Annotated in this window: 14 protein-coding genes; 5 read left to right on the top strand and 9 right to left on the bottom strand. The window is 71.1% G+C overall.

Annotation, left to right across the window (positions count from 1 at the left end; all coding sequences use genetic code 11):
• The first annotated feature begins 76 nt into the window (after window positions 1-76).
• Window positions 77-928, top strand: a complete 852-nt coding sequence (locus tag OG349_RS00525) for an isocitrate lyase/PEP mutase family protein (RefSeq protein ID WP_327232644.1) — start codon at window positions 77-79, stop codon at window positions 926-928.
• 20 nt (window positions 929-948) lie between these two features.
• Here OG349_RS00525 and OG349_RS00520 read toward each other — a convergent pair whose 3' ends face one another.
• From OG349_RS00520 to OG349_RS00500, 5 genes are all read right to left on the bottom strand, one after another.
• Window positions 949-3,522: an ATP-dependent Clp protease ATP-binding subunit gene (locus tag OG349_RS00520; protein WP_327232643.1), complete on the bottom strand. Its 2,574-nt coding sequence runs from the start codon at window positions 3,520-3,522 to the stop codon at window positions 949-951.
• Window positions 3,523-3,732: 210 nt separating this feature from the next.
• On the bottom strand, window positions 3,733-4,893 hold the full coding sequence (locus OG349_RS00515; RefSeq protein ID WP_327238389.1) for an ROK family protein: 1,161 nt from the start codon (window positions 4,891-4,893) through the stop codon (window positions 3,733-3,735).
• 200 nt (window positions 4,894-5,093) lie between these two features.
• Window positions 5,094-8,393: a PQQ-dependent sugar dehydrogenase gene (locus tag OG349_RS00510; RefSeq protein ID WP_327232642.1), complete on the bottom strand. Its 3,300-nt coding sequence runs from the start codon at window positions 8,391-8,393 to the stop codon at window positions 5,094-5,096.
• A gap of 56 nt (window positions 8,394-8,449) precedes the next feature.
• Window positions 8,450-9,409, bottom strand: a complete 960-nt coding sequence (locus OG349_RS00505) for a sugar phosphate isomerase/epimerase family protein (protein WP_327232641.1) — start codon at window positions 9,407-9,409, stop codon at window positions 8,450-8,452.
• A 123-nt stretch (window positions 9,410-9,532) separates the two neighbouring features.
• Window positions 9,533-10,516, bottom strand: a complete 984-nt coding sequence (locus tag OG349_RS00500; RefSeq protein WP_327232640.1) for a hypothetical protein — start codon at window positions 10,514-10,516, stop codon at window positions 9,533-9,535.
• A gap of 459 nt (window positions 10,517-10,975) precedes the next feature.
• Between OG349_RS00500 and OG349_RS00495 the strand changes: the two genes are divergently transcribed.
• Window positions 10,976-11,248: a GlsB/YeaQ/YmgE family stress response membrane protein gene (locus tag OG349_RS00495; RefSeq protein WP_161308442.1), complete on the top strand. Its 273-nt coding sequence runs from the start codon at window positions 10,976-10,978 to the stop codon at window positions 11,246-11,248.
• Between the two features lie 186 nt (window positions 11,249-11,434).
• On the opposite strand, the gene OG349_RS00490 is transcribed toward OG349_RS00495, so the two are convergent.
• On the bottom strand, window positions 11,435-12,487 hold the full coding sequence (locus OG349_RS00490) for a zinc-binding dehydrogenase (RefSeq protein WP_327232639.1): 1,053 nt from the start codon (window positions 12,485-12,487) through the stop codon (window positions 11,435-11,437).
• 391 nt (window positions 12,488-12,878) lie between these two features.
• On the opposite strand from OG349_RS00490, the gene OG349_RS00485 reads away from it, so the two are divergent.
• Window positions 12,879-14,078, top strand: a complete 1,200-nt coding sequence (locus OG349_RS00485) for an IS110 family transposase (RefSeq protein WP_327232638.1) — start codon at window positions 12,879-12,881, stop codon at window positions 14,076-14,078.
• An 82-nt stretch (window positions 14,079-14,160) separates the two neighbouring features.
• Here the strand turns inward: OG349_RS00485 and OG349_RS00480 are convergent, their stop codons facing one another.
• Both OG349_RS00480 and OG349_RS00475 read right to left on the bottom strand, forming a co-directional pair.
• Complete coding sequence (locus tag OG349_RS00480; protein ID WP_327232637.1) at window positions 14,161-14,328, bottom strand: antibiotic biosynthesis monooxygenase family protein; 168 nt, start codon at window positions 14,326-14,328, stop codon at window positions 14,161-14,163.
• 48 nt (window positions 14,329-14,376) lie between these two features.
• On the bottom strand, window positions 14,377-15,927 hold the full coding sequence (locus OG349_RS00475; protein ID WP_327232636.1) for a vWA domain-containing protein: 1,551 nt from the start codon (window positions 15,925-15,927) through the stop codon (window positions 14,377-14,379).
• Window positions 15,928-16,215: 288 nt separating this feature from the next.
• Here OG349_RS00475 and OG349_RS00470 point away from each other — a divergent pair, with 288 nt between their 5' ends.
• Window positions 16,216-17,295: a Dyp-type peroxidase gene (locus tag OG349_RS00470; protein WP_327232635.1), complete on the top strand. Its 1,080-nt coding sequence runs from the start codon at window positions 16,216-16,218 to the stop codon at window positions 17,293-17,295.
• Window positions 17,292-18,107, top strand: a complete 816-nt coding sequence (locus OG349_RS00465) for a family 1 encapsulin nanocompartment shell protein (protein ID WP_327232634.1) — start codon at window positions 17,292-17,294, stop codon at window positions 18,105-18,107. The genes OG349_RS00470 and OG349_RS00465 overlap by 4 nt, the downstream gene beginning before the upstream one ends.
• Before the next feature lie 21 nt (window positions 18,108-18,128).
• On the opposite strand, the gene OG349_RS00460 is transcribed toward OG349_RS00465, so the two are convergent.
• The gene (locus OG349_RS00460; protein ID WP_327232633.1) at window positions 18,129-19,016 is read right to left on the bottom strand and encodes a peptidoglycan-binding protein; all 888 of its coding nucleotides are present in this window, start codon (window positions 19,014-19,016) and stop codon (window positions 18,129-18,131) included.
• Window positions 19,017-19,341: the final 325 nt, after the last annotated feature.

Genomic DNA, 19,341 nt, shown 5'->3' with positions numbered 1-19,341 from the left:
CAAATCGTGGCGACGCCGGACGTCCCTGTCGCAAACCTGCCAGCCCCGGCCGGTACCGGCTGGTCCAATGGTCGTCATGACCACACAGCACGACCGCACACAGCACGACCGCGCCCACGCCTTCCGTACCCTGCACCGCCCCTCGTCCCCCCTGGCCCTCGCGAACGCCTGGGACGTGGCGAGCGCCCGCCTGATCGAGGCCGCCGGATCGGCCGCGGTCGCCACCACCAGTGCCGGGGTCGCCTGGAGCCTGGGCGCGGCCGACGGGAACGAGATCGACCGCGAACGGGCCGTCGACCTGGTCGCCCGGATCGTGGCCGCCGTGGACGTGCCGGTGAGCGCCGACATCGAGTCCGGGTTCGGTGTCACCGCCGCCGAGGTGGGCGAGACCGTCACGCGGGTGATCGCGGCGGGCGCGGTCGGCGTCAACATCGAGGACGCGCACACGGACCCGGCGGTGCCGCTCCGCCCGGCCGCCGAACAGGCCGTCCGCATCGCCGCCGCACGGACGGCCGCCGAGGCCACCGGCGTTCCCCTGTTCATCAACGCCCGCACGGACACCTACCTGTCGGGCGCGCTGGACGCGTCCGTACGCCTCCAGGAGACGCTGGACCGGGCGCGCACGTACCTGGCGGCCGGAGCCGACGGCATCTTCGTCCCCGGCATCACCGACCTGGCCGAGGTCGCCGCCCTGACGGACGGGATCGACGCCCCCGTCAACATCCTCGTCGGGTCCGGCGCGCCCTCCGTCGCCGACCTCGCGCGGCGCGGTGTCGCCCGGATCAGCCTGGGCTCCTCGGTCGTCCTGTCCGCGTACGCCGTCGTCCGCCGCGCCACCGAGGAACTGCTGGCCACCGGCACCTACGGCGGTCTGGCCGGCGGCCTGGAGTACGGGGAGCTCAACGCCCTGATGAGGCAGGCCGACTGAGCCCCCCGTACACCGAGGCGTCAGACCATGGCCGTCGTGTGGAACGCCAGCCGCTCCTCCTCGACGGTCACCCGCACATGCGCCCCGGAGGCGAGCGCGCCGTCCAGCAGCAGCCGGGACAGGGCGTTGTCGACCTCACGCTGGATCGTGCGGCGCAGCGGACGCGCGCCGTACTCGGGCTGATGGCCCCGCCGCGTGATCCAGTCGACGGCCTCCGGCGCGAACTCGATGGTGATGTCCTGCGCCCGCAGCCGGCGGCGGGTGGCCTCCAGGAGCAGTCCGGTCACCTCCCTGAGCTGCTCGTCGGTGAGACGGCGGAAGATGATGACCTCGTCCAGCCGGTTGAGGAACTCCGGCCGGAAGTGCTCGCGCAGCGCGCCGAGCGCCCGTTCCTCCGCCGCCGACCGGGTCCGCGAACCGCCCGCACCGGCAGGCTGCCCCGCGTCGGAGGCGTCCGGGGAGGCGAAGCCGAGCGCGCCGCGGCTCCCGCTGAGGGCGTCCGAGCCCAGGTTGCTGGTCATGACGACGACCGTGTTCTTGAAGTCGACCCGGCGGCCCTGAGAATCCGTCAGATGCCCTTCGTCGAAGACCTGGAGCAGCAGGTTGAAGACATCGGGGTGCGCCTTCTCCACCTCGTCGAGCAGCAGCAGCGAGTACGGGTGCCGGCGCACTGCCTCCGTCAGCTGGCCCGCGTCCTCATGGCCCACGTATCCCGGCGGGGCACCGACGAGCCGGCTGACCGTGTGCCGTTCCTGGTACTCGCTCATGTCGACCCGCACCATCCGGTCCTCGCTGCCGAACAGCGCCTCCGCCAGCGCCCTCGCCAGTTCGGTCTTCCCCACCCCGGTCGGCCCGAGGAAGAGGAAGCTGCCGATCGGGCGGTTGGGGTCCGCCAGGCCCGCCCGGGAGCGCAGGATGGCGTCCGACACCGCCGTGACCGCCGCGTCCTGCCCCACGACCCGGGTGTGCAGGTGGTCCTCGATGCCGAGGAGCCTGGTCTTCTCCTCCTCGGTCAGACTGCTCACCGGGATACCGGTCTGCCGGGACACGATCTCGGCGATGTCCTCCGCGGACACCTCCACGATGTGGCCGTCGCCCTCGCTCCGGCCGTCCTCCGCCCCGATCCGGTCGATCAGCTCGTTGATCCGGTCCCGCAGTTCGGTGGCCCGCTCGTACTGCTCCGAGGCGACCGCCTGGTCCTTGTCCCTGGTCAGCTGCTCCGCCTCGCGTTCCAGGTCCCGTACATCCGTGGCCTTGGTGCGCGAACGCAGCCGGACCCGGGCCCCGGCCTGGTCGATCAGGTCGATGGCCTTGTCCGGCAGGAAACGTTCGGTGATGTACCGGTCGGAGAGTTCGACGGCCGCGAGCAGCGCCTCGTTGGTGTAGCGGACCTGGTGGTGGGCCTCGTACCGGTCCTGAAGACCGCGCAGGATCTCCACCGTGTCCTCCGCGGACGGCTCCGGCACCAGGATTGCCTGGAAGCGGCGGGCGAGCGCGGCGTCCTTCTCGATGTAACGGCGGTACTCCTCCAGGGTGGTGGCGCCGATGACGTGCAGCTCACCCCGCGCGAGGGCGGGCTTGAGCATCTGGCTCGCGTCGCTGCCGGACCCCTCGGAGCCGCCGCCGCCCGCGCCGACGACCGTGTGCAGCTCGTCGATGAAGACGATCAGCTCGTCGGAGTGGGAGCGGATCTCGTCGATGATGGCGTTGAGCCGCTCCTCGAAATCACCCCGGAAACGGGTACCGGCGACCACACCCGACAGGTCGAGCGCGACCACCCGACGGTCGTGCAGTGTGCCGGGCACCTCACCGTCGCCGATGCGCTGCGCGAGACCCTCCACGATGGCCGTCTTGCCGACCCCCGCGTCACCGATGAGGACGGGGTTGTTCTTGCCGCGCCGGGAGAGCACCTCGACGGTCTGCTCGATCTGCTCCTCGCGGCCGATGACCGGGTCGATCCGGCCCGACCGGGCGAGATCGGTGAGGTCACGGCTGTATTTGTCGAGGGTCGGCGTGCCGTGCTGCTGCACCGCGCCCTGCTCCATGCCCGGCGGCTGCGGCCCGACACCGCCGTACTGGGCGGCGGGCGGTGTGAAGCGGACCACGTTCAGGATGCGTCCCGCCGCCGAGTCGGGATTTGCCGCGAGCGCCCCGAGGACGTGCTCGGGACCGATGTACGAGGAGCCGGTCGCCCGCGCCAGTTCGTGCGCGCCCAGCAGCGCCCGTTTGACCGCCGGGGTGACGGAGACGGACTTCTGCTGCGGTCCCGAGCCCACGCTCCGGTCGATCTCCGCGACCAGGGCGTCGGGGTTCGCACCGGCCTGCTCCAGCAGGGCGCGTGTCGGCTCGGCCGTGAGCGCCGCGTGCAGGAGGTGTTCCGTGCCCAGTTCCGGGCTGCCGTGTTCCGCGGCGTAACTGGCCGCCGACGCCACCAGCTCCCGGGCCGGTTCACTCATCAGCCGGGCGATGTCCGCCTGTCGCGGCGGGGGCCGTCCCGGGCCGCCGGTGTTCGCACCGGTACCGAGGATGCGGGAGAGGAAGTCACTGAACGGGTCGGGGCCGTAGCCCTCCGGACCCATGAATCCGCTGCTCATGTGTGTCCGATCCGCTGTCACGGCTCCACCGCGACCAGCTGCGCCGTGGGGGCCGCCTGTATGCCCCTGTACCTGTACGTGTCCGTACCTGTGCGCGCGTGTACCCCATGTGCGACTTTCATCCTAGTCGCACATCGCGGGAAGCACCGCTGCGGGCGGGGCCGTACGGATCGCGCGGCCCGGCGACGAGAGGCCGGCGGGGGAGTGCGGTCAGCTCGGGTGGGGCCAGACCCCTCCGCCGTACGAGAGCTCGCTGGCCAGCAGCGCCGCGCCGACGACCCCGGCCCGCGGGCCCAGCTCCGACATGACGATCGGCAGGTTGCCGGTGGCAAGGGGGAGGGAGCGTTTGTACACCACGCTGCGGATCTCCGACAGCAGGACGTAACCGAGCCCCGACAGCCCGCCACCGATCACGATCATGGACGGGTTCATGAAGCTGACCAGGGTGGCGAGGACCTGCCCCACCCGGTGGCCGCCGTCCCGGATGAGGTTGACACACGTACTGTCACCGCCCGCGGCACACTCGCCGACGTCGACGGCGGTCAGCGTGCCCCGCTCCGCGAGCCGGTCGGCGAGGGCCGGCGACCGGCCGTCCTTGGCGGCCGCCAAGGCGTCCCTGGCGAGGGCCGCGCCGCCGAAGTACGCCTCCAGGCAGCCGGAGTTGCCGCACGAACACACCGGGCCGTCCGCCTCGACCTGGATATGGCCGATGTCCCCGGCCGCCCCCGCCGCCCCCCGGTAGATGTGGCCGTGGTGCTGCACCCCGGAGCCGATCCCGCTGCCGATCTTGACGAAGAGCAGGTGCTCGACGGTCCTGGCGACCCCGCTGTGCTGCTCGCCGAGCGCCATCACGTTCACGTCGTTGTCCACGACCACCGGGCAGTCGTGCGCACGGGCGAGGGTGTCCCGTACGGGATAGCGGTTCCACCCCGCCATGATCGGCGGCGAGACGGGCACGCCCTCCCGGAAGCTCACCGGGCCGGGCAGGCCGATGCCGATCGCGTCGAGCCGGGTGTAGTGGCCCCGCTCGCGCATCCCGACGAGGAGTTCGCTGACCCGGTCCAGCACCGCGACGGGGCCCGAGCGGATGTCCGCCTCCTCGGAGCAGGACGCCACCGGTTCAAGACCGCCGTCGGTGATCTCGATGTCGATCGAACTGGCTCCCAGGTCGACGGCCGCGAACCGCAGGCCGGGCGCCAGCTGGACGAGCGTGGAGCGACGGCCGCCGCGCGAGGCGGCGGGGCCCGCCTCCAGGACCCGGCCGGCGGTGACCATGCGGTCGAGTTCCGCGAGGAGCCGGGGGCGCGGTACCTCCACCCGGTCCGCCAGTTGGGCGCGGGACAGCGGCCCGTTGTCGCGCAGCAGGCTCATGACGCGGTACGGAATGTTCACGGGCTCCCTTCCTCGGGACACCTTAGGTCGGAACACCTCAGGGATGGAGCGGGACGGAACAGCTGACGGGACGCGACAGCCGGGGGAGCGCCGTGAAGGGCAGGGGCCGGTACGGACCGGCCCCTGCCCTTCACGCGAACCGCCCCGCCCCACCGGGGGACGGAGCGGTACTCGGCGCGTCAGTCGCCCAGGCCCCCCTTCACCGCGACCGCGTCCCGGGCCAGCGCGGCGCGCGCCGCCGCGTCGGACACCAGGGACGTGTCACGCGCGGACGCGGAGAACGCGTCCAGGACAGCCGCTGCCTGTGTGATCCGGCCGGCCTGCGCGTGGGCGCGGGCCTGGTCGAGCCGGACCGTGAGCCGCTGCTCGCCCTGCGCCGTGATCAGCCCCTCGGCCCGCAGCCGCGGGATGAGCGTGCCCAGGTCGCCGAAGGACGTGCGGGTCGTGAAGCGCACGGTTCTCACCGTGGTGTTGCCCGCGGCGTCCCGGGCCGTGACCGTCAGGTCGTGGCCGCCGAGCGGCAGCCGCCAGAGGGCCAGCGGCTGTCCCGAGGTGACCGCGGACCCGTCCAGCGTGGTGGTGGCGGTGGCCCCGCCGGACACCGGGTCGGTCGCGGCGATCACCGGGGCCGGGCGGGTGGAGTCGCCGTACGTGCCGTCCGCGTCGAGCCCGGTGACGGTCACCGTGGGCCCGGTACGGTCGATCCGTACGGTCAGGCTGCCGACCTCCGAGATGTTCCCGCCGCTGTCGGTCGCCCGGTAGCGGACCGAGGTGACGCCCTCGGCGGACAGGGTGACGGCCGCGTTGGCGGTCAGCCAGGTCGTCCCCCCGTTGACCGAGTACTGCCGGCTGCTGACCGTCCCGTTGTCGGTGGCGGCGACGTTCAGTGTCACGTTGCCGGTGTACCACCCGTTGCTCCCGGTGGGCTGCGCCGGATTGAGCGTGGCGGTCACCTTCGGCGGGGTCTTGTCGGCGACACCGGCGCCCTGGAAGGTCAGGGAGTCCAGCTCCACACCGCCGGAGGTGGTGACGTACAGCCGTCCGCTGCCCGAAGGGGCGCCGGCGAGCGAGGTGGTCACGGTCCGCCACCCCTCACCGGCGGGTACGGACACGGTGGCGAACGGCGCCGCGTCGGCCGCGTTCCACCGCAGGGCCAGCGTCCCCGCGCCGGAAGCGCGGGTCTGCACGCCGGTGATGCCGGCGAACGAGACGGGGTCGTACGCGATCCAGTCCCCCTCGTCGAAGGAGGTCACCTTGCGCTGTCCCGACGCCGTGGTGTCGTCGGTGACGGTGATCCCCTGCGAGGTGTCGTAGTGCTCGCCCTGCATCAGCGCCGGGTTGAGGACGACCTGGGCGTCGCCGGCGGCGGGCGGGACGCCGCCCGCGCCCTTGTCGGTGTATACGATCCCGAGGACCCCGAAGACGTTCTCGGTGTCCCCGTGCCCGGCGTCGGCCGGGGAGACGACCGCGCCGGTGCAGCCCGTTCCGCTGTTGACGGGGTGACCGTGCTGGTTGTGCCCGAGACCGAAGGTCCAGGCGACCTTGGCGCAGTCGATCGCGGTGCCGTCCTCCGGGTCGTTGATGTCGACGCCGTACGGCACGGCGTCGCCCCAGGTGAAGAAGCCGCCGTCGGGGGGTGAGGTGATCCGTACGGTCGGTGCCGTGTTGCCCACGGATATCTGACGGCTCGTCAGTCCGATTTTGCCCTGCGGGTCGGTGACCTTCAGGCGGGCCTGGAACTGTCCGTTCTCCGCGTACGTGCGGGTGGCCTGGGGACCGCTGGCGTCGAAGGTGCCGTCACCGTTCAGGTCCCACTGGTAGGTGAGCGCGCCGCCCTCGGGATCGGTGGACGCGCCCGCGTCGAAGGAGACGGCGAGCGGGGCCTGGCCCGACGAGGGAGTCGCCTTGATGACCGCGGTCGGCGCCTTGTTGCCCTCGGCGTAGTCGATCCGGTAGAGACCCGCGTCGGGGTTCTGCCGGAAGAATCCGTCGCCGTAGTCGAGCACGTACAGGGCGCCGTCAGGACCGAACTCCATGTCCATCGGGTTGTCCCACGGGGGGATGCCGTTCTCCGAACGCTCGCTGTTCGGGAGGACGTTCTCCAGCTTGCTGACCGGGCCGTCGGGGCCTTCGAGCGTCAGGGCGGCGACGTAGTCCTGGGAGAACTCGCCGAAGAACGCCTTGCCGTCCCAGTATTCGGGGAACTTCCCCGGGGCGGGGTTGTCGGCGTCGTAGTGGTAGACGGGTCCGGCCATCGGGGCCTGGCCGCCGGGACCACCGGGGCCCCGGAAGGCGGTCAGCTCCGGCCACGGCTGATCGGTGTCCCGGTCCCCGTACCAGAGGGTGGCCGGGGCGGCGGGCGGCAGCTGGGTCAGGCCGGTGTTCCACCGGGAGTCGTTCACCGGCGCCGCGCAGTCGAAGGCCGGTCCCGGGGTCAGCGTGGCGAAGTCGAAGTCCCGGTACGGGCGGGTGTTGTCGCCCGTGCAGAACGGCCAACCGCTGTTCATCGCCTTGGTGGTGGTCTGCCACTCGACGTACCCCATGGGCCCGCGGTCGGGGCTGGCGGTCCCGGCGTCGGGTCCGTAGTCGCCCCACATCACGGCGCCCGTCGTCTTGTCGACCGTCATCCGGTACGGGTTGCGCAGCCCCATCACGAAGATCTCGGGACGGGTCTTCGCGGTCCCCACGGGGAACAGGTTCCCCTCCGGGATCGTGTAACTCCCGTCCTCCTTCACGGAGATACGGAGGATCTTGCCCCGGAGGTCGTTGGTGTTGCCGGAGCCGCGCCGCTCGTCGAGGCCGGGGTTGTACGTGGCCGCGTCGTTGATCGGCGTGTATCCGCTGACGTTCGGCCCGGACGCCGGGGTGTTGCCCCCGGTGGCCAGGTAGAGGTTGCCGTCGCCGTCGAAGTCCACGTCTCCCGCGACGTGGCAGCACTGGCCGCGGTTGTGGCCGACCCGGATGATCTCCTGCGCGGAGGCCGGATCCAGCTTGTCACCGGTCCACTTGTAGCGGACGAGGCTGTCGTACCCCTTCCACCGGTCCCAGTACGAGTCGTCCTGGCCGGCGGGAAGCCGTTCCGGCGCCGACCCCGTCGGTGTGTCGAGCGGCGGTGAATAGTAGAGGTACACCCACTTGTTGGTGGCGAAGTCGGGATCCAGGGTCACCGTCTGGAGACCCATCTCCGAGTTCTGGTACACGTCGATGTGATTGACGACCTTGGTCACACCGCTGCCGGGATCGGTCAGCCGCAGATCCCCGTTGCGGGCGGTGTGCAGGACTCTGCTGTCGGGCAGAACGGCGAGATCGATCGGCTCGCCGGTGTCCTTGGTGAGTGTCACCTTCTCGTAGTTCGCCCAGTCCAGGGCGTGTTCATGGTCGGGGTGCGCCTGCGCCGCGGGGGCCAGCCCCACCGCGCCCAGTGCGGGCAGCGCGGTGAGGAGGACCCCTGCGAGCAGGCGTCTCAGGGTACGGTGCACGGCGATCGCGTCTCCTAAGGTCGCTGGGCGGAATCGGAAGTGTGCGGGGATGCGCCCTAGCGGTTGAGGAGTGTCTTGATCGCGGTGAAGCTGCGCTCGGCGGCGCCGAGCGAACCGGGCGGATTGGGCAGGGTGTTGGGGGCCGTGTCCTGCTCCCAGATCCCGACGTGGCTGGCCCGCGGTCCGATGTCCCGGATGAACTTCTCGTACGGCAGGTCTCCCGCGCCGAACTCGACGATGTCGTACCCGTCCGCCTTCGACGGGTTGGCGTCCCCGTCCTTCAGGTGGAACAGCGGGTAGCGGTACGGCTGGTCGCGCACGTACGCCGCCGGGTTGAAACCGGGCCAGCGGTGCTGACCGACGTACGCCCAGAAGATGTCCATCTCCAGGTACACGTGGCGCGGGTCGGTGTTCCTGAGGAAGACGTCGTACAGCCGGACCGACGGCTGGTCGGTGGCGAAGGCGAACTCCCCGGCGTGGTTGTGCTGGTAGAGCTTGAGGCCGCGCGCCGTGGCCGCCGCGCCCCAGGTGTTGAACTCCTCGGCCGCCGCGAGGTAGCCCGCGACGGTGTTGTTGCCCGAGGGAGCGTTGGCGGTGCCGATGTGCGGCATGCCGAGGATCTGGGCCGAGTCCAGCTCGCCCTGGAGGTTGGTGCGCAGGTTGCCGATGCCGACGTGACTGCCCACCGCTCGCAGTCCGTTGTCGTCCAGCAGACGGCGGATCTCCTGGAGGGTGATCTGCCGGCCCAGGATGGAGGTGTTCTGCGTGTACCCGGCGAACTCGATCTCGCGGTAGCCGATCCGGGCCAGTTCGGCCAGCACGACGGCGAAGCCGAGCGAGGTGACCTTGTCACGGATGCTGTAGAGCTGGATGGCGATGCGGTCCTTGGGGATGGACAGGCCGCTCGCCGCGGCGGCGGAGGTCGCCCCCACGCCGGTGACGGAGGTGGCGGCGAGCGCCACGGTGGTGCCTGCGGTGGCCCGCAGGAAGGCTCTGCGGTCGAAGGACTTGCTCATGTGGCCCACGGTCACTCCTGAGGTATGCGGCCGAGAAGATCTGGGGGTGCGCCGGTCTGACGGCGCCGGACTGCTGCGGTGGCGCGGGGAGGCGCGGTACGGGGCGTGCCCGCCCCGTACGGGCTACAGGTCGGAGTCGCCCGCCGCGCTCGCGTCCGCCCGGGCGTCGGCGACCCGCTGCTCGACCTTCTCGGCGAGGGCGTCCCCGCGGTCCTGCGGCGCCGCCTTGCGGGCCGCGAGGGAGGGCGAGGCACCGGCGGCCGTGGTCTCACCGGTGATCGCGCCCCGGACCCTGGCCAGCGGGCCGAGTCCCAGCACGGGGCTGTTGCCGGTCGCGGTGAGGCCGCCCCGGACGATCGTGTTGTCCAGCACGGTCGCCGCCGTGTTGTCGGTGACCGTCAGGTTCCCGCCGAGGTAGGTGGCGCCGGCGCAGGAGCCGAGGGTCCCCTCGCCGCCGAGCTGGAGTGTGTCGGCGTTGTTCCGGTACGTGGTGTTGCCTTCGACCTCGCTGGCGCACAGGACCCCGCCGAGCGTGTTCCCGCCGACGGTGAGGGCGCCCTTGACCGTGCTGTCGTAGACGTCGGTGTACAGGTTCCCCTCCCCGGTCAGCGCGCCGGAGAGGGTGCTCCCCGAGACGTACAGCTCGCCCGCCGAGGATCTGACCGTGCCGCCGAGCGTCGCGTCGACGGCGTACACGAACCCCTTGTCGGCGGTGATCCCCGTCTTGACGCTGCTGTCCTGGACGTGCGTGCCGAAGGCCGCCTGTGCGGTCACGGACCCCTTGACCGTGGTGTCGGTGAGGTCCAGGTAACCGTTCTGACGGACCGTCACGTTCGAGTTGAACGTCGCGCCGGACGCGACGAGGTCGGCTCCCGCCTCCACCGTCACGGTGCCCTTGACCTTGGTGCCGGTCAGCGTGCACGACTGTCCGGCCGGTACGACCAGGTCCCCGCCGACCGTCACGGCGCCGCCGTCACCGACACAGGTGGTGTAGAGCGCGGCCTGGGCGGATCCGGCGAGTCCCACGAGCCCGGCGGAGGCGGCCAGCGAGGCGGTGGCCACAAAAATACGGATCTTCATGTCGCTTCCCTTTTCTGCTGCGGTCACGGCCGCGACGGTCGCGCGGCCGGGTACCCCGCCGGGACGTCCGGTGGCGCCGGGCAGTCCGGTGACGGGAGTGCTGGGGGTGCGTGTGCGGGTGGCGCAGAGCCTCGGTGCGGGGGAGTGGTCCGACCGTGGGAGGGAGGCGTGGTGAGTGAGGTGCTGTCCGGTACGTGAAGGAGCGTGGGGACGCGTCGTTGTTACGGGGACGAAACACTTGCCTGGTGGGCCGAGACACTAAGGCGCACCCAAGGGGCTGTCCAGAGGTTCGGAACGAATCGATGAAACTTTCTCATGATCCGTCAAAAGCCTGTCCTGAAAGTGCCCTGCGTACGGAGGTCGGCCAAGGACCGCGGAAGGAATCTCGGCTTCCGACGTTTGGGGGCGGCGCGCAGGGTCACACGGCAGGCCGTAAGGAACGGACGAGCCCGGCTCGTTCACGGACCAAAGGGAAGGTTGTGCGTCATGGGCATCATCGCCTGGATCATCATCGGACTGCTCGCGGGCCTCATCGCCAAGGCCCTCGTGCCCGGCAAGGACCCGGGCGGCCTCATCGTCACGATGCTGGTCGGAGTGGTCGGCGGTCTCCTCGGCGGCTGGCTCGGCAAGGTGATATTCGGCGTCGACTCCATCGACGGGTTCTTCGACCTGTCGACGTGGATCGCCGCGATCGTCGGCTCCATCATCGTGCTGCTGATCTATCGCGCCGTCACGGGCCGTACCCGCGCCCACGCCTGACCGCCCACCCGGCACCGCGCACGGCCGTCCGCCACGGACGGTCGGGCCGAAGCCGGAGCGCGGAGCCGATGACGCCGCGGTCGCTCGTCCCCTTCGGGGAGGAGCGGGCCGCGGCGCGGCTGTGTCCACGCGCGACACGCCGTGAAAACCGGCGCTCCGACTCCGCGACACGCCCGGAAGAGACGCCTAGGGCCTGTCCTCCCGCTGGGGAGCGATCACCGTGATACCCGCCCCGGACCCCTCGCCCAGGGCCGCGAGCGCCGCCGGGGCCGCGTCGAGACCGATGACCTCACTGACCAGGAGATCCGGGCGCAACCGGCCGGACCTCACCTGAGCCATCATCACCGGATACGCGTGCGCGGCCATGCCATGGCTGCCCAGAAGATCGAGTTCGAACGCGATGACACGGTTCATCGACACGCCGAAGCCGTCCGCCGGAGCCAGTCCGACCTGCACGTGCCGTCCCCGGCGGCGCAGGCACTCCACGGACGCGCGGCAGGTGGCCTCCGCGCCGAGGGCGTCGAGCGACACCTGCGCCCCGCCGCCCGTCACCTCCCGGACCGCCGCCGCCGTGGCCTCGACACCACCCGAGGCGTCCACACACGCCTCGGCGCCGAACCGCTCGGCCAGCCGCAGCGCTTCCGGCGACACATCGACCGCCACGACCCGCGCACCCGCCGCCACCGCGATCATGACCGCCGACAGACCCACCCCGCCGCAACCGTGCACGGCCACCCACGAGCCGGGCCCCGCGCGCCCGCGCGTGACGACGGCCCGGTAGGCGGTGGCGAAGCGGCAGCCCAGGCTCGCCGCCGTGACGTAGGACATCTCCTCGGGCAGGGCGACCAGATTGACGTCGGCCCCGTGCACGGGAACGTACTCGGCGAACGACCCCCAGTGCGTGAACCCGGGCTGCTCCTGGCGCTCGCAGATCTGCTGGTCCCCGGCCGCACACGCGGCGCACCGACCACAGGCGCAGACGAAGGGCACCGTGACCCGGTCGCCGACCTTCCAGTTCCCGACCGCCGAATCCAACGCCGCGATCCGGCCGGCCAGTTCGTGCCCCGGCACGTGCGGCAGGGAGATCCCGTCGTCGTGCCCCCTCCACCCGTGCCAGTCGCTCCGGCACAGCCCGGTCGCCCCGACCCGGACCACCGCCCCGGAGGGCGGCGGCACCGGATCAGGAACGTCCCGTACGACCGGCAACCGCCCGAACTCCTCGAACACCACAGCGCGCACGCCACACCCTCCCCTTGGGCCCGCCAGGAAACGATCCCTACGGACCGGACCGTACGGAAAAGGCGCCGTACGGGAAAGGTGCCTCAGCCGTCCATGACGTCGACGTAGTGCTCGACCACCAGGGGCTCCGACTCCGACACGTGCGCCATGAGGAAGCCTTAGAACCGGGGTGTGGTCCCAAGGGGATTGGGCAGGTGCGTCGTTGGTCCGGGGGAGCCGGGTGTGGCTGATGAGAAAGTGCCGCGCAGATGGCTCCCGGGGCATGGCCGCCCGGTTCCCTTGGACGCTCTGACTGCTGATTGAGAGATGCGACCCATCGCTGACTAAGGCTTCGACGGCGGAGTGTTCCTCGGACCACGAACTTGCAGGTCAAGAGGGACGGTGACGCACGTTGAGCACGAAGTATCAGTTGATCTGGGTCGGCATCGACGCCGGCAAGGGACACCACTGGGCGGTGGCCATCGACGGTGACGGCGAGCGGGTGCTGTCGCGGAAGGTCCCCAACGACGAGGCAGAGATCCTCGCCCTGCTCGGGGACGTCCTGGAGATGGCGGACGAGGCACGATGGGCCGTGGACATCTCCAGCCGCCCCTCCGCCCTACTGCTGGCCCTCCTCCTCGCTCACGGCCAGTCGGTCGTCTACATCCCCGGCAAGACCGTGAACCGCATGACGGGCGCCTACCGCGGCGAGGGCAAGACCGACGCCAAGGACGCCCGGGTCATCGCTGACCTGGCCCGCCTGCGACGGGACTTCCGGCCGATCGAACCCTCGGTGGAGCTGACCAGCGGACTCCAGCTCCTGGTCGGCTACCGCCAGGACCTGATAGCCGACCGGGTCCGGATGATCAACCGGCTCCGCGAGGTCCTGGTCGGCATCTGCCCGGCGCTGGAACGCGCCTTCGAGTTCCGCAAGCGCCCGGGGCTGATCCTGCTGACGGGCTACCAGACCCCGGCCGCCATCCGGCGAATGGGAGTGAAGCGGCTCACCGACTGGCTCGCACGCCGGAAGATCCGGTCCGCCGCCGTCTTCGCCGAGCGCGCCGTGGAGGCCGGGGCCTCCCAGCACACATCGCTGCCCGGCGAGGACCTGGCGGCGAAGCTCGTGAAGGATCTGGCCCACCGCGTTCTCGAACTGGACGAGCGGATCAAGGAGAACGAGCAGGCCATCACCGCCGTGTTCCGCACCGACGAACGAGCCGAGATCATCGAGTCCCTGCCCGGCATGGGGCCGATCCTCGGAGCCGAGCTGCTGGCCGTCGTCGGCGACATGTCCACGCACAAGGACGCCGGCCACCTCGCCGCACACGCGGGTCTCGCGCCGGTCCCCCGGGATTCCGGCCGCAGGACCAACAACCTGCACCGGCCCAAGCACTACAACCGGCGCCTACGGCACGTCTTCTACATGTCCGCCCACGTGTCGATGACCCTGCCTGGCCCCTCGCAGGAGTACTACCGCAAGAAGCGAGGTGAAGGCATGATCCACACCCAGGCAGTCCTGTCCCTGGCCCGGCGCAGGGTCGACGTTCTGTGGGCGATGCTGCGGGACAAACGCCCGTTCACAGCGGCCCCACCCGCTGTCGCAGCAGCTTGACACAGGGCATTGAGATGCCCCGGTACTTCGCGTACCGCTCGGTGTCACCCCGGAAGTTCTCCAGGTGCGCCTCCTTGGACTCCTACTCGTTCACACCGATGAACCGCGACGGCGACTCGACGCCCCACAGCATCTTCGCGCTCAGGCAGCCGGGCGTGGTGATGAGCAGCTCACGCGCCTGCCGGTACGCGGCGGCGAAGGCTTCGCTGTGGCCGTTCTCGACCTGGATGATGACGATTTCAGTGACCATGTCCGCACATTACCCGCCACCTGTGACAGCGCCCGAGGGCCTGCCAGGTCAGTCCCGGAGCCGGTCCGCCCGGCGGATCGCCTCCGCCAGCCGCTCGACCGACGGGTCCTCCGTCGACTCCGCCAGGGCGCCGGCCCGCTCGGCCAGCGTGTCCAGCGCGGGCGCGCCGGGAACCGAACCGCCGCGCAACTCCTCGGCGAAGTAGGCCGCGACCGCGGTGACCTGGAGGCGCGGCTTCGCCTCGCTCCACAGTGCCGAGTCGACCGCGTCGGTCCGCACGGACCCCGACCGTTCGCGCGGGGCGCGCGTCGCGGGGTCGAGCCAGCGTACGGTCGCCTTCGCGATCTCCCCCTCGGCACCGGGACGCAGTTGTACGGCGTAGAGCGCCGTGACCGTGTGGCCGGGGCCGATCTCCCCGCCGTCCACCCGGTCGTTCCGGAAGTCCTCGTCCGCGACCGCGCGGTTCTCGTACCCGATCAGCCGGAACCGCTCGACCGTCCGCCGGTCGAAGGCCACCTGCGCCTTCGCGTCCCTGGCCCGCAACTCGACCTGGGCGGGCAGCTGGTCGACGAAGACCTTCCTGGCCTCCTCCTTGTCCGAGATGTACGTGGTGGACCCGTCGCCCTTGTCGGCCAGCCGCTCCATCAGCGCGTCGCCGTACTCGCTGCCGATCCCCACGCCGAAGAGGGTGATGCCGTGGCGCTCCCGCGCGGTCGCGATGCGTTCGAGGATCGCGTCCGCCTGCGTCTCGCCGGTGTTGGCCAGCGCGTCGGAGAGCAGGACGACCCGGTTGGTGGCGCCTTCCCTGCGACCCTCGACGGCCTCCGCGTACCCGGTCGTGATCCCCGCCTCCAGGTTGGTGGAGTCGGAGGGTTCCAGGTCCGCGACCGCCCGCCGGATCCGCTCGCGGCTGTCCCCGACCCGCGTCATCGTCAGCCGGGTCTCCGCCTCGCCGCTGAAGGTCACCAGAGCGATCGAGTCGTCGTCGCGCAGCTCGCCGGTGAGCAGGGAGAGCGAGTCCTTGACCAGGTCGAGCCGGCCGGGCTCGGCCATCGACCCGGAGACGTCGACCACGAACGTCAGGGCGGCGGGCGGGCGTTCCCCGCTGTCCTCGGCGAGCCGGGTGGCCAGCCCGACCCGGACGAGGGACCACGGTCCGGCCTCGTCCGGATCGTCCTTCCCGCTCACCCGGGCCCCGTCCAGCGAGACCGAGAAGCCGTTGCCCTCGGGGCGGTCGTACTCCTGGCGGAAGCTGTTGACGAACTCCTCGGGCCGTACGGTCGACGGCTCGGGACGCCGTCCCTCGTCCAAGGACCGCACCGCGTAGCCGTACGAGGCGGTGTCCACGTCCAGCGCGAAGGTCGACAGGTAGTCCGGCGGCGCGAACTTCTGCTCGCCCTCGTCCGTCCCCTCCTCGACACCGGTCGCCGGCGCTCCGGACCCGCCGGCGCCGCCCGAACCGCCGGCCCACGCCCGCGGGCCGCCGTTCGAGGCCCTGTCGGCCTTGCTCCCCATCTCCCCGGAGCAACCGGTGAGCAACAGGGCCCCCGCGATCGCCCCGGCCACAGCTGATCGACGGATTCCCGTACCGAGTCTCATCTGATCCCCCTGAATCGTCGGGCACTTGTGAATGTGACGTACGACGAGGGTCTGACGAGCCGTCGAAAGAGTTTCGGATCCGTCTCGATGCGGCAACGGCCGGTCCGTGGTTCCCTCGTGCGGCCCCCTACGGCGCGCACACGCGGGCAAAATCCGGATGATCCGGAACAATCACGTCGCGAAGCGCGGAAGAAGCCGCACCGCATCGCGGAATCGGCACACCCGAATCAGCACACGCAACGCGGAACACGCCACACAAAACTCGGAACACGGATCAAGGAGAGCGGATTGACGGGCGAACCTTCCCAGGAGGCCGTGCCGCAGGCGGTCCTCAGCCCCCTGACCACCGCCGCGACCTTCCTGGTCCTGACGGTCGACCCCGGGGGCGAGGCCGTCGCCCGCGACCTGCTGTCCGACCTGTCGGGACTGACCCGGGCGGTCGGCTTCGGCGCCCCCGACGGCGTGCTGACCTGTGTGACCGCCTTCGGCTCCCAGGTGTGGGACCGCCTCTTCGACGGCCCCCGCCCGGCCGAACTGCACCCCTTCATCGACCTGGCGGGCCCCCGGCACCACGCGGTGTCCACGCCGGGGGACCTTCTCTTCCACATCCGCGCCACGCGAGCCGACCTGTGCTTCGGCCTGGCCGCGGAGATCATGGACCGGCTGCGGGGCTCCGTCACCGTCCAGGACGAGGTCCAGGGCTTCAAGTACCTGGACGTACGGGACCTGCTCGGCTTTGTGGACGGTACGGAGAACCCGACGGGACCGGACGCGCGGACCGCCGTCCTCGTCGGCGGCGAGGACCCGGGCTACGCCGGCGGCAGCTACGTCATCGTGCAGAAGTACCTGCACGACCTCGACGCCTGGAACGCGCTGCCGGTCGAGCAGCAGGAGAAGATCATGGGGCGCAAGAAGCTGACCAACGTCGAGCTGGACGAGGACGCGTCGCACGTCGCGCTGACCACCATCACCGACGCGGACGGCGAGGAACAGGACATCCTCCGCGACAACATGCCGTTCGGCAGCCCGGGGCGGGGTGAGTTCGGCACGTACTTCATCGGCTACTCCCGTACGCCCGGTGTCACCGAGGAGATGCTGCGGAACATGTTCCTCGGCCGCCCGCCGGCGACCCACGACCGCATCCTGGACTTCTCGACGGCCGTCACCGGCACGCTCTTCTTCGCGCCCACGGTCGACTTCCTGGACGATCCCCCGCCTCCGCCCGCGCCCGCCGGGATCCGCGTCGCCAGGCCGCGCGGTGACGACACGGCGAGTCGCGACACGCCGGGCCCGGGCGGCACCCCGACCCCCGACGACTCACTCGGCATCGGCGATCTCAAGGCAACGAAGAGGAGCAGCACCCCGTGAACAACCTGCACCGCGCACTCGCACCGATCTCCGCCGTCGCCTGGGCCGACCTGGAGGAGGAGGCGCGCCGTACCTTCACACGCCACATCGCCGGCCGCCGTATCGTCGACATGCCCGAGCCCGGCGGGCTCGAACTGTCCGCCGTCCCCACCGGCCACGTGGACCCCATCGACCCGCCCGCCCCCGGCGTCCACGCCCTCTCCCGCCGCTCACAGCCCGTCGTGGAGCTGCGGGTCCCGTTCACCGTCGACCGCCGCGAGGTGGACAACGTCGCGCGCGGTGCCAAGGACGCCGACTGGGGGCCCGTCAAGGACGCCGCCCGGCAGCTCGCCTTCGCCGAGGACCGCGCCCTCTTCGAGGGTTACCCGGCCGCGGGCATCACCGGGGTCCGCGCCAGCTCCTCGAACCCGGCACTCACCCTGCCCGCGGACGTGCGCGCCTATCCGGACACCGTCAGCCAGGCCATCACCGCGCTGCGGCTGGCGGGCATCGACGGCGCCTACCACCTGGCCCTGAGCGCCGACGCGTACACAGCCGTGAACGAGACCTCCGACCACGGCTACCCGATCCACGAACACCTGGCGCGGCTTCTGGACGGCGACATCATCTGGGCGCCCGCCATCGACGGCGCGTTCCTCCTCTCCAGCCGGGGCGGCGACTTCGCACTGCACATCGGCCAGGACGTGTCCATCGGCTACCTGTCGCACGACAGCAACGACATCCATCTGTACTTCCAGGAGACGCTCACCTTCCTGGTCCACACGAGCGAGGCGATCGTCGCGCTGGCGGCGCAACCGCCCACCGTCGCCTGAGCGGGGCAGGCCCGGGCTCCGTCACCTCCTCGGAACCTTCAGCGCGTCCCAGGTCTCCTTCCCCGGGGGCCAGGTGAGGGCGGAGCCCGTCCACCCCTTCCCGTGCTCCGCCGAGTACTTCCGCTGCCATGCCTCGTACGACGCGACATCGCCGGACCCGAGGGTGTCCTTGCCCGCCGAGAAGCGATACCTGTCGCATCCGACCGCCACCAGGCGGTCGTGCATCCGGGCCACGATCGCGCTCCTGCGGCCCGCGGTGAACCACGCGGACCCGGGGAACGGTTCGTACGCCTTCACCGCCCCGCCCTGCGCGCCGCCCCCGTCGCCCTGGGGGAAGCGCGGCCAACTGCCCGGATCCTGGTGGGTGTTCTCCGGGACCTGGGCGTGCGCGTACCACCCGGCCTCGGACCGCCAGACCTCTTCGTCCCGGTGCGAGCTGAAATCCGTGGGCCGTCCCATAGGCCAGATGTCCGGCACCCCCCAGGACCTCACCCAGGCGTGCAGGGCCTCCCAGCCCTCGCACGGGGTGTCCTGGAGCGATTCGTACGCCTTACCGCCCACGACACACCACGGGAAGAAGAGCGCCTCGATCTGGAGGACGACGGAGCCCGCGCGGTTGGTCCGGGTGCCTCCGGGTTCGTCCGCGAGCGATTTGGAGCGTGAGGTCGCGGGTACGAACTGGCAGATCTTCCCCTCGAAGGGATCCCACAGCACGTGCGGGGCGACGCCCTTGCCTCCCTCGGTGAAGTAGGTTCTCAGCCGGTCGTACGGCACGAGCGCCTGCGGCTTCGCCTCGGTGGCGTTCTTGTCCCAGGTGATGTGCGCGACGGCCTTCGCCGGCCCACCGTCCGTGGGGGCGTGGTCCCTGATGTCTAGTCTTTCGGCGCCGGGCATCCAGAGGTCGGCCATGACGACTCCTCAGGTACGGGATCGGAGGACGGGCCTGCGATTCCATTGAAGCCGAAGAGCTGCCCGAGTTGGGCGGATTTCACCCGATCGAGTGGGGTCGTCGTACCGGGCGTACGACCGCCGGAGGAGGGCCTGCGGGGGAGCGCCGGCTCAGGTGGGGGAGCCCGGCCGGGGCGGGACCCCTGGCCGATCCGGGGGAACGCCGGCCGGGGTGGTCTCGAAGTAGGGGGCGGAGGGGCGGTCACCGGGGGCGCGGGACCGCTTCCCCTCCGTACCCACATACCGATGAACGAGTGGCCAACTCACTGGGTTCCGCCCGACGTTC

The organism is Streptomyces sp. NBC_01317 (assembly GCF_035961655.1).
Lineage (GTDB): Bacteria > Actinomycetota > Actinomycetes > Streptomycetales > Streptomycetaceae > Streptomyces.
Note: the sequence above shows the minus strand (reverse complement) of the source record. Positions and strands in the feature narration are given on the sequence as shown.

Bases quoted from the DNA above. Each gene is read 5' to 3' on its own strand.
- OG349_RS00520 (WP_327232643.1), bottom strand. From the start codon at position 3,522: ATGAGCAGCGGATTCATGGGTCCGGAGGGCTACGGCCCCGACCCGTTC.
- OG349_RS00460 (WP_327232633.1), bottom strand. From the start codon at position 19,016: ATGGCCGACCTCTGGATGCCCGGCGCCGAAAGACTAGACATCAGGGAC.
- OG349_RS00505 (WP_327232641.1), bottom strand. From the start codon at position 9,409: ATGAGCAAGTCCTTCGACCGCAGAGCCTTCCTGCGGGCCACCGCAGGC.
- OG349_RS00480 (WP_327232637.1), bottom strand. From the start codon at position 14,328: ATGGTCACTGAAATCGTCATCATCCAGGTCGAGAACGGCCACAGCGAA.
- OG349_RS00475 (WP_327232636.1), bottom strand. From the start codon at position 15,927: ATGAGACTCGGTACGGGAATCCGTCGATCAGCTGTGGCCGGGGCGATC.
- OG349_RS00515 (WP_327238389.1), bottom strand. From the start codon at position 4,893: ATGAGCCTGCTGCGCGACAACGGGCCGCTGTCCCGCGCCCAACTGGCG.
- OG349_RS00525 (WP_327232644.1), top strand. From the start codon at position 77: ATGACCACACAGCACGACCGCACACAGCACGACCGCGCCCACGCCTTC.
- OG349_RS00495 (WP_161308442.1), top strand. From the start codon at position 10,976: ATGGGCATCATCGCCTGGATCATCATCGGACTGCTCGCGGGCCTCATC.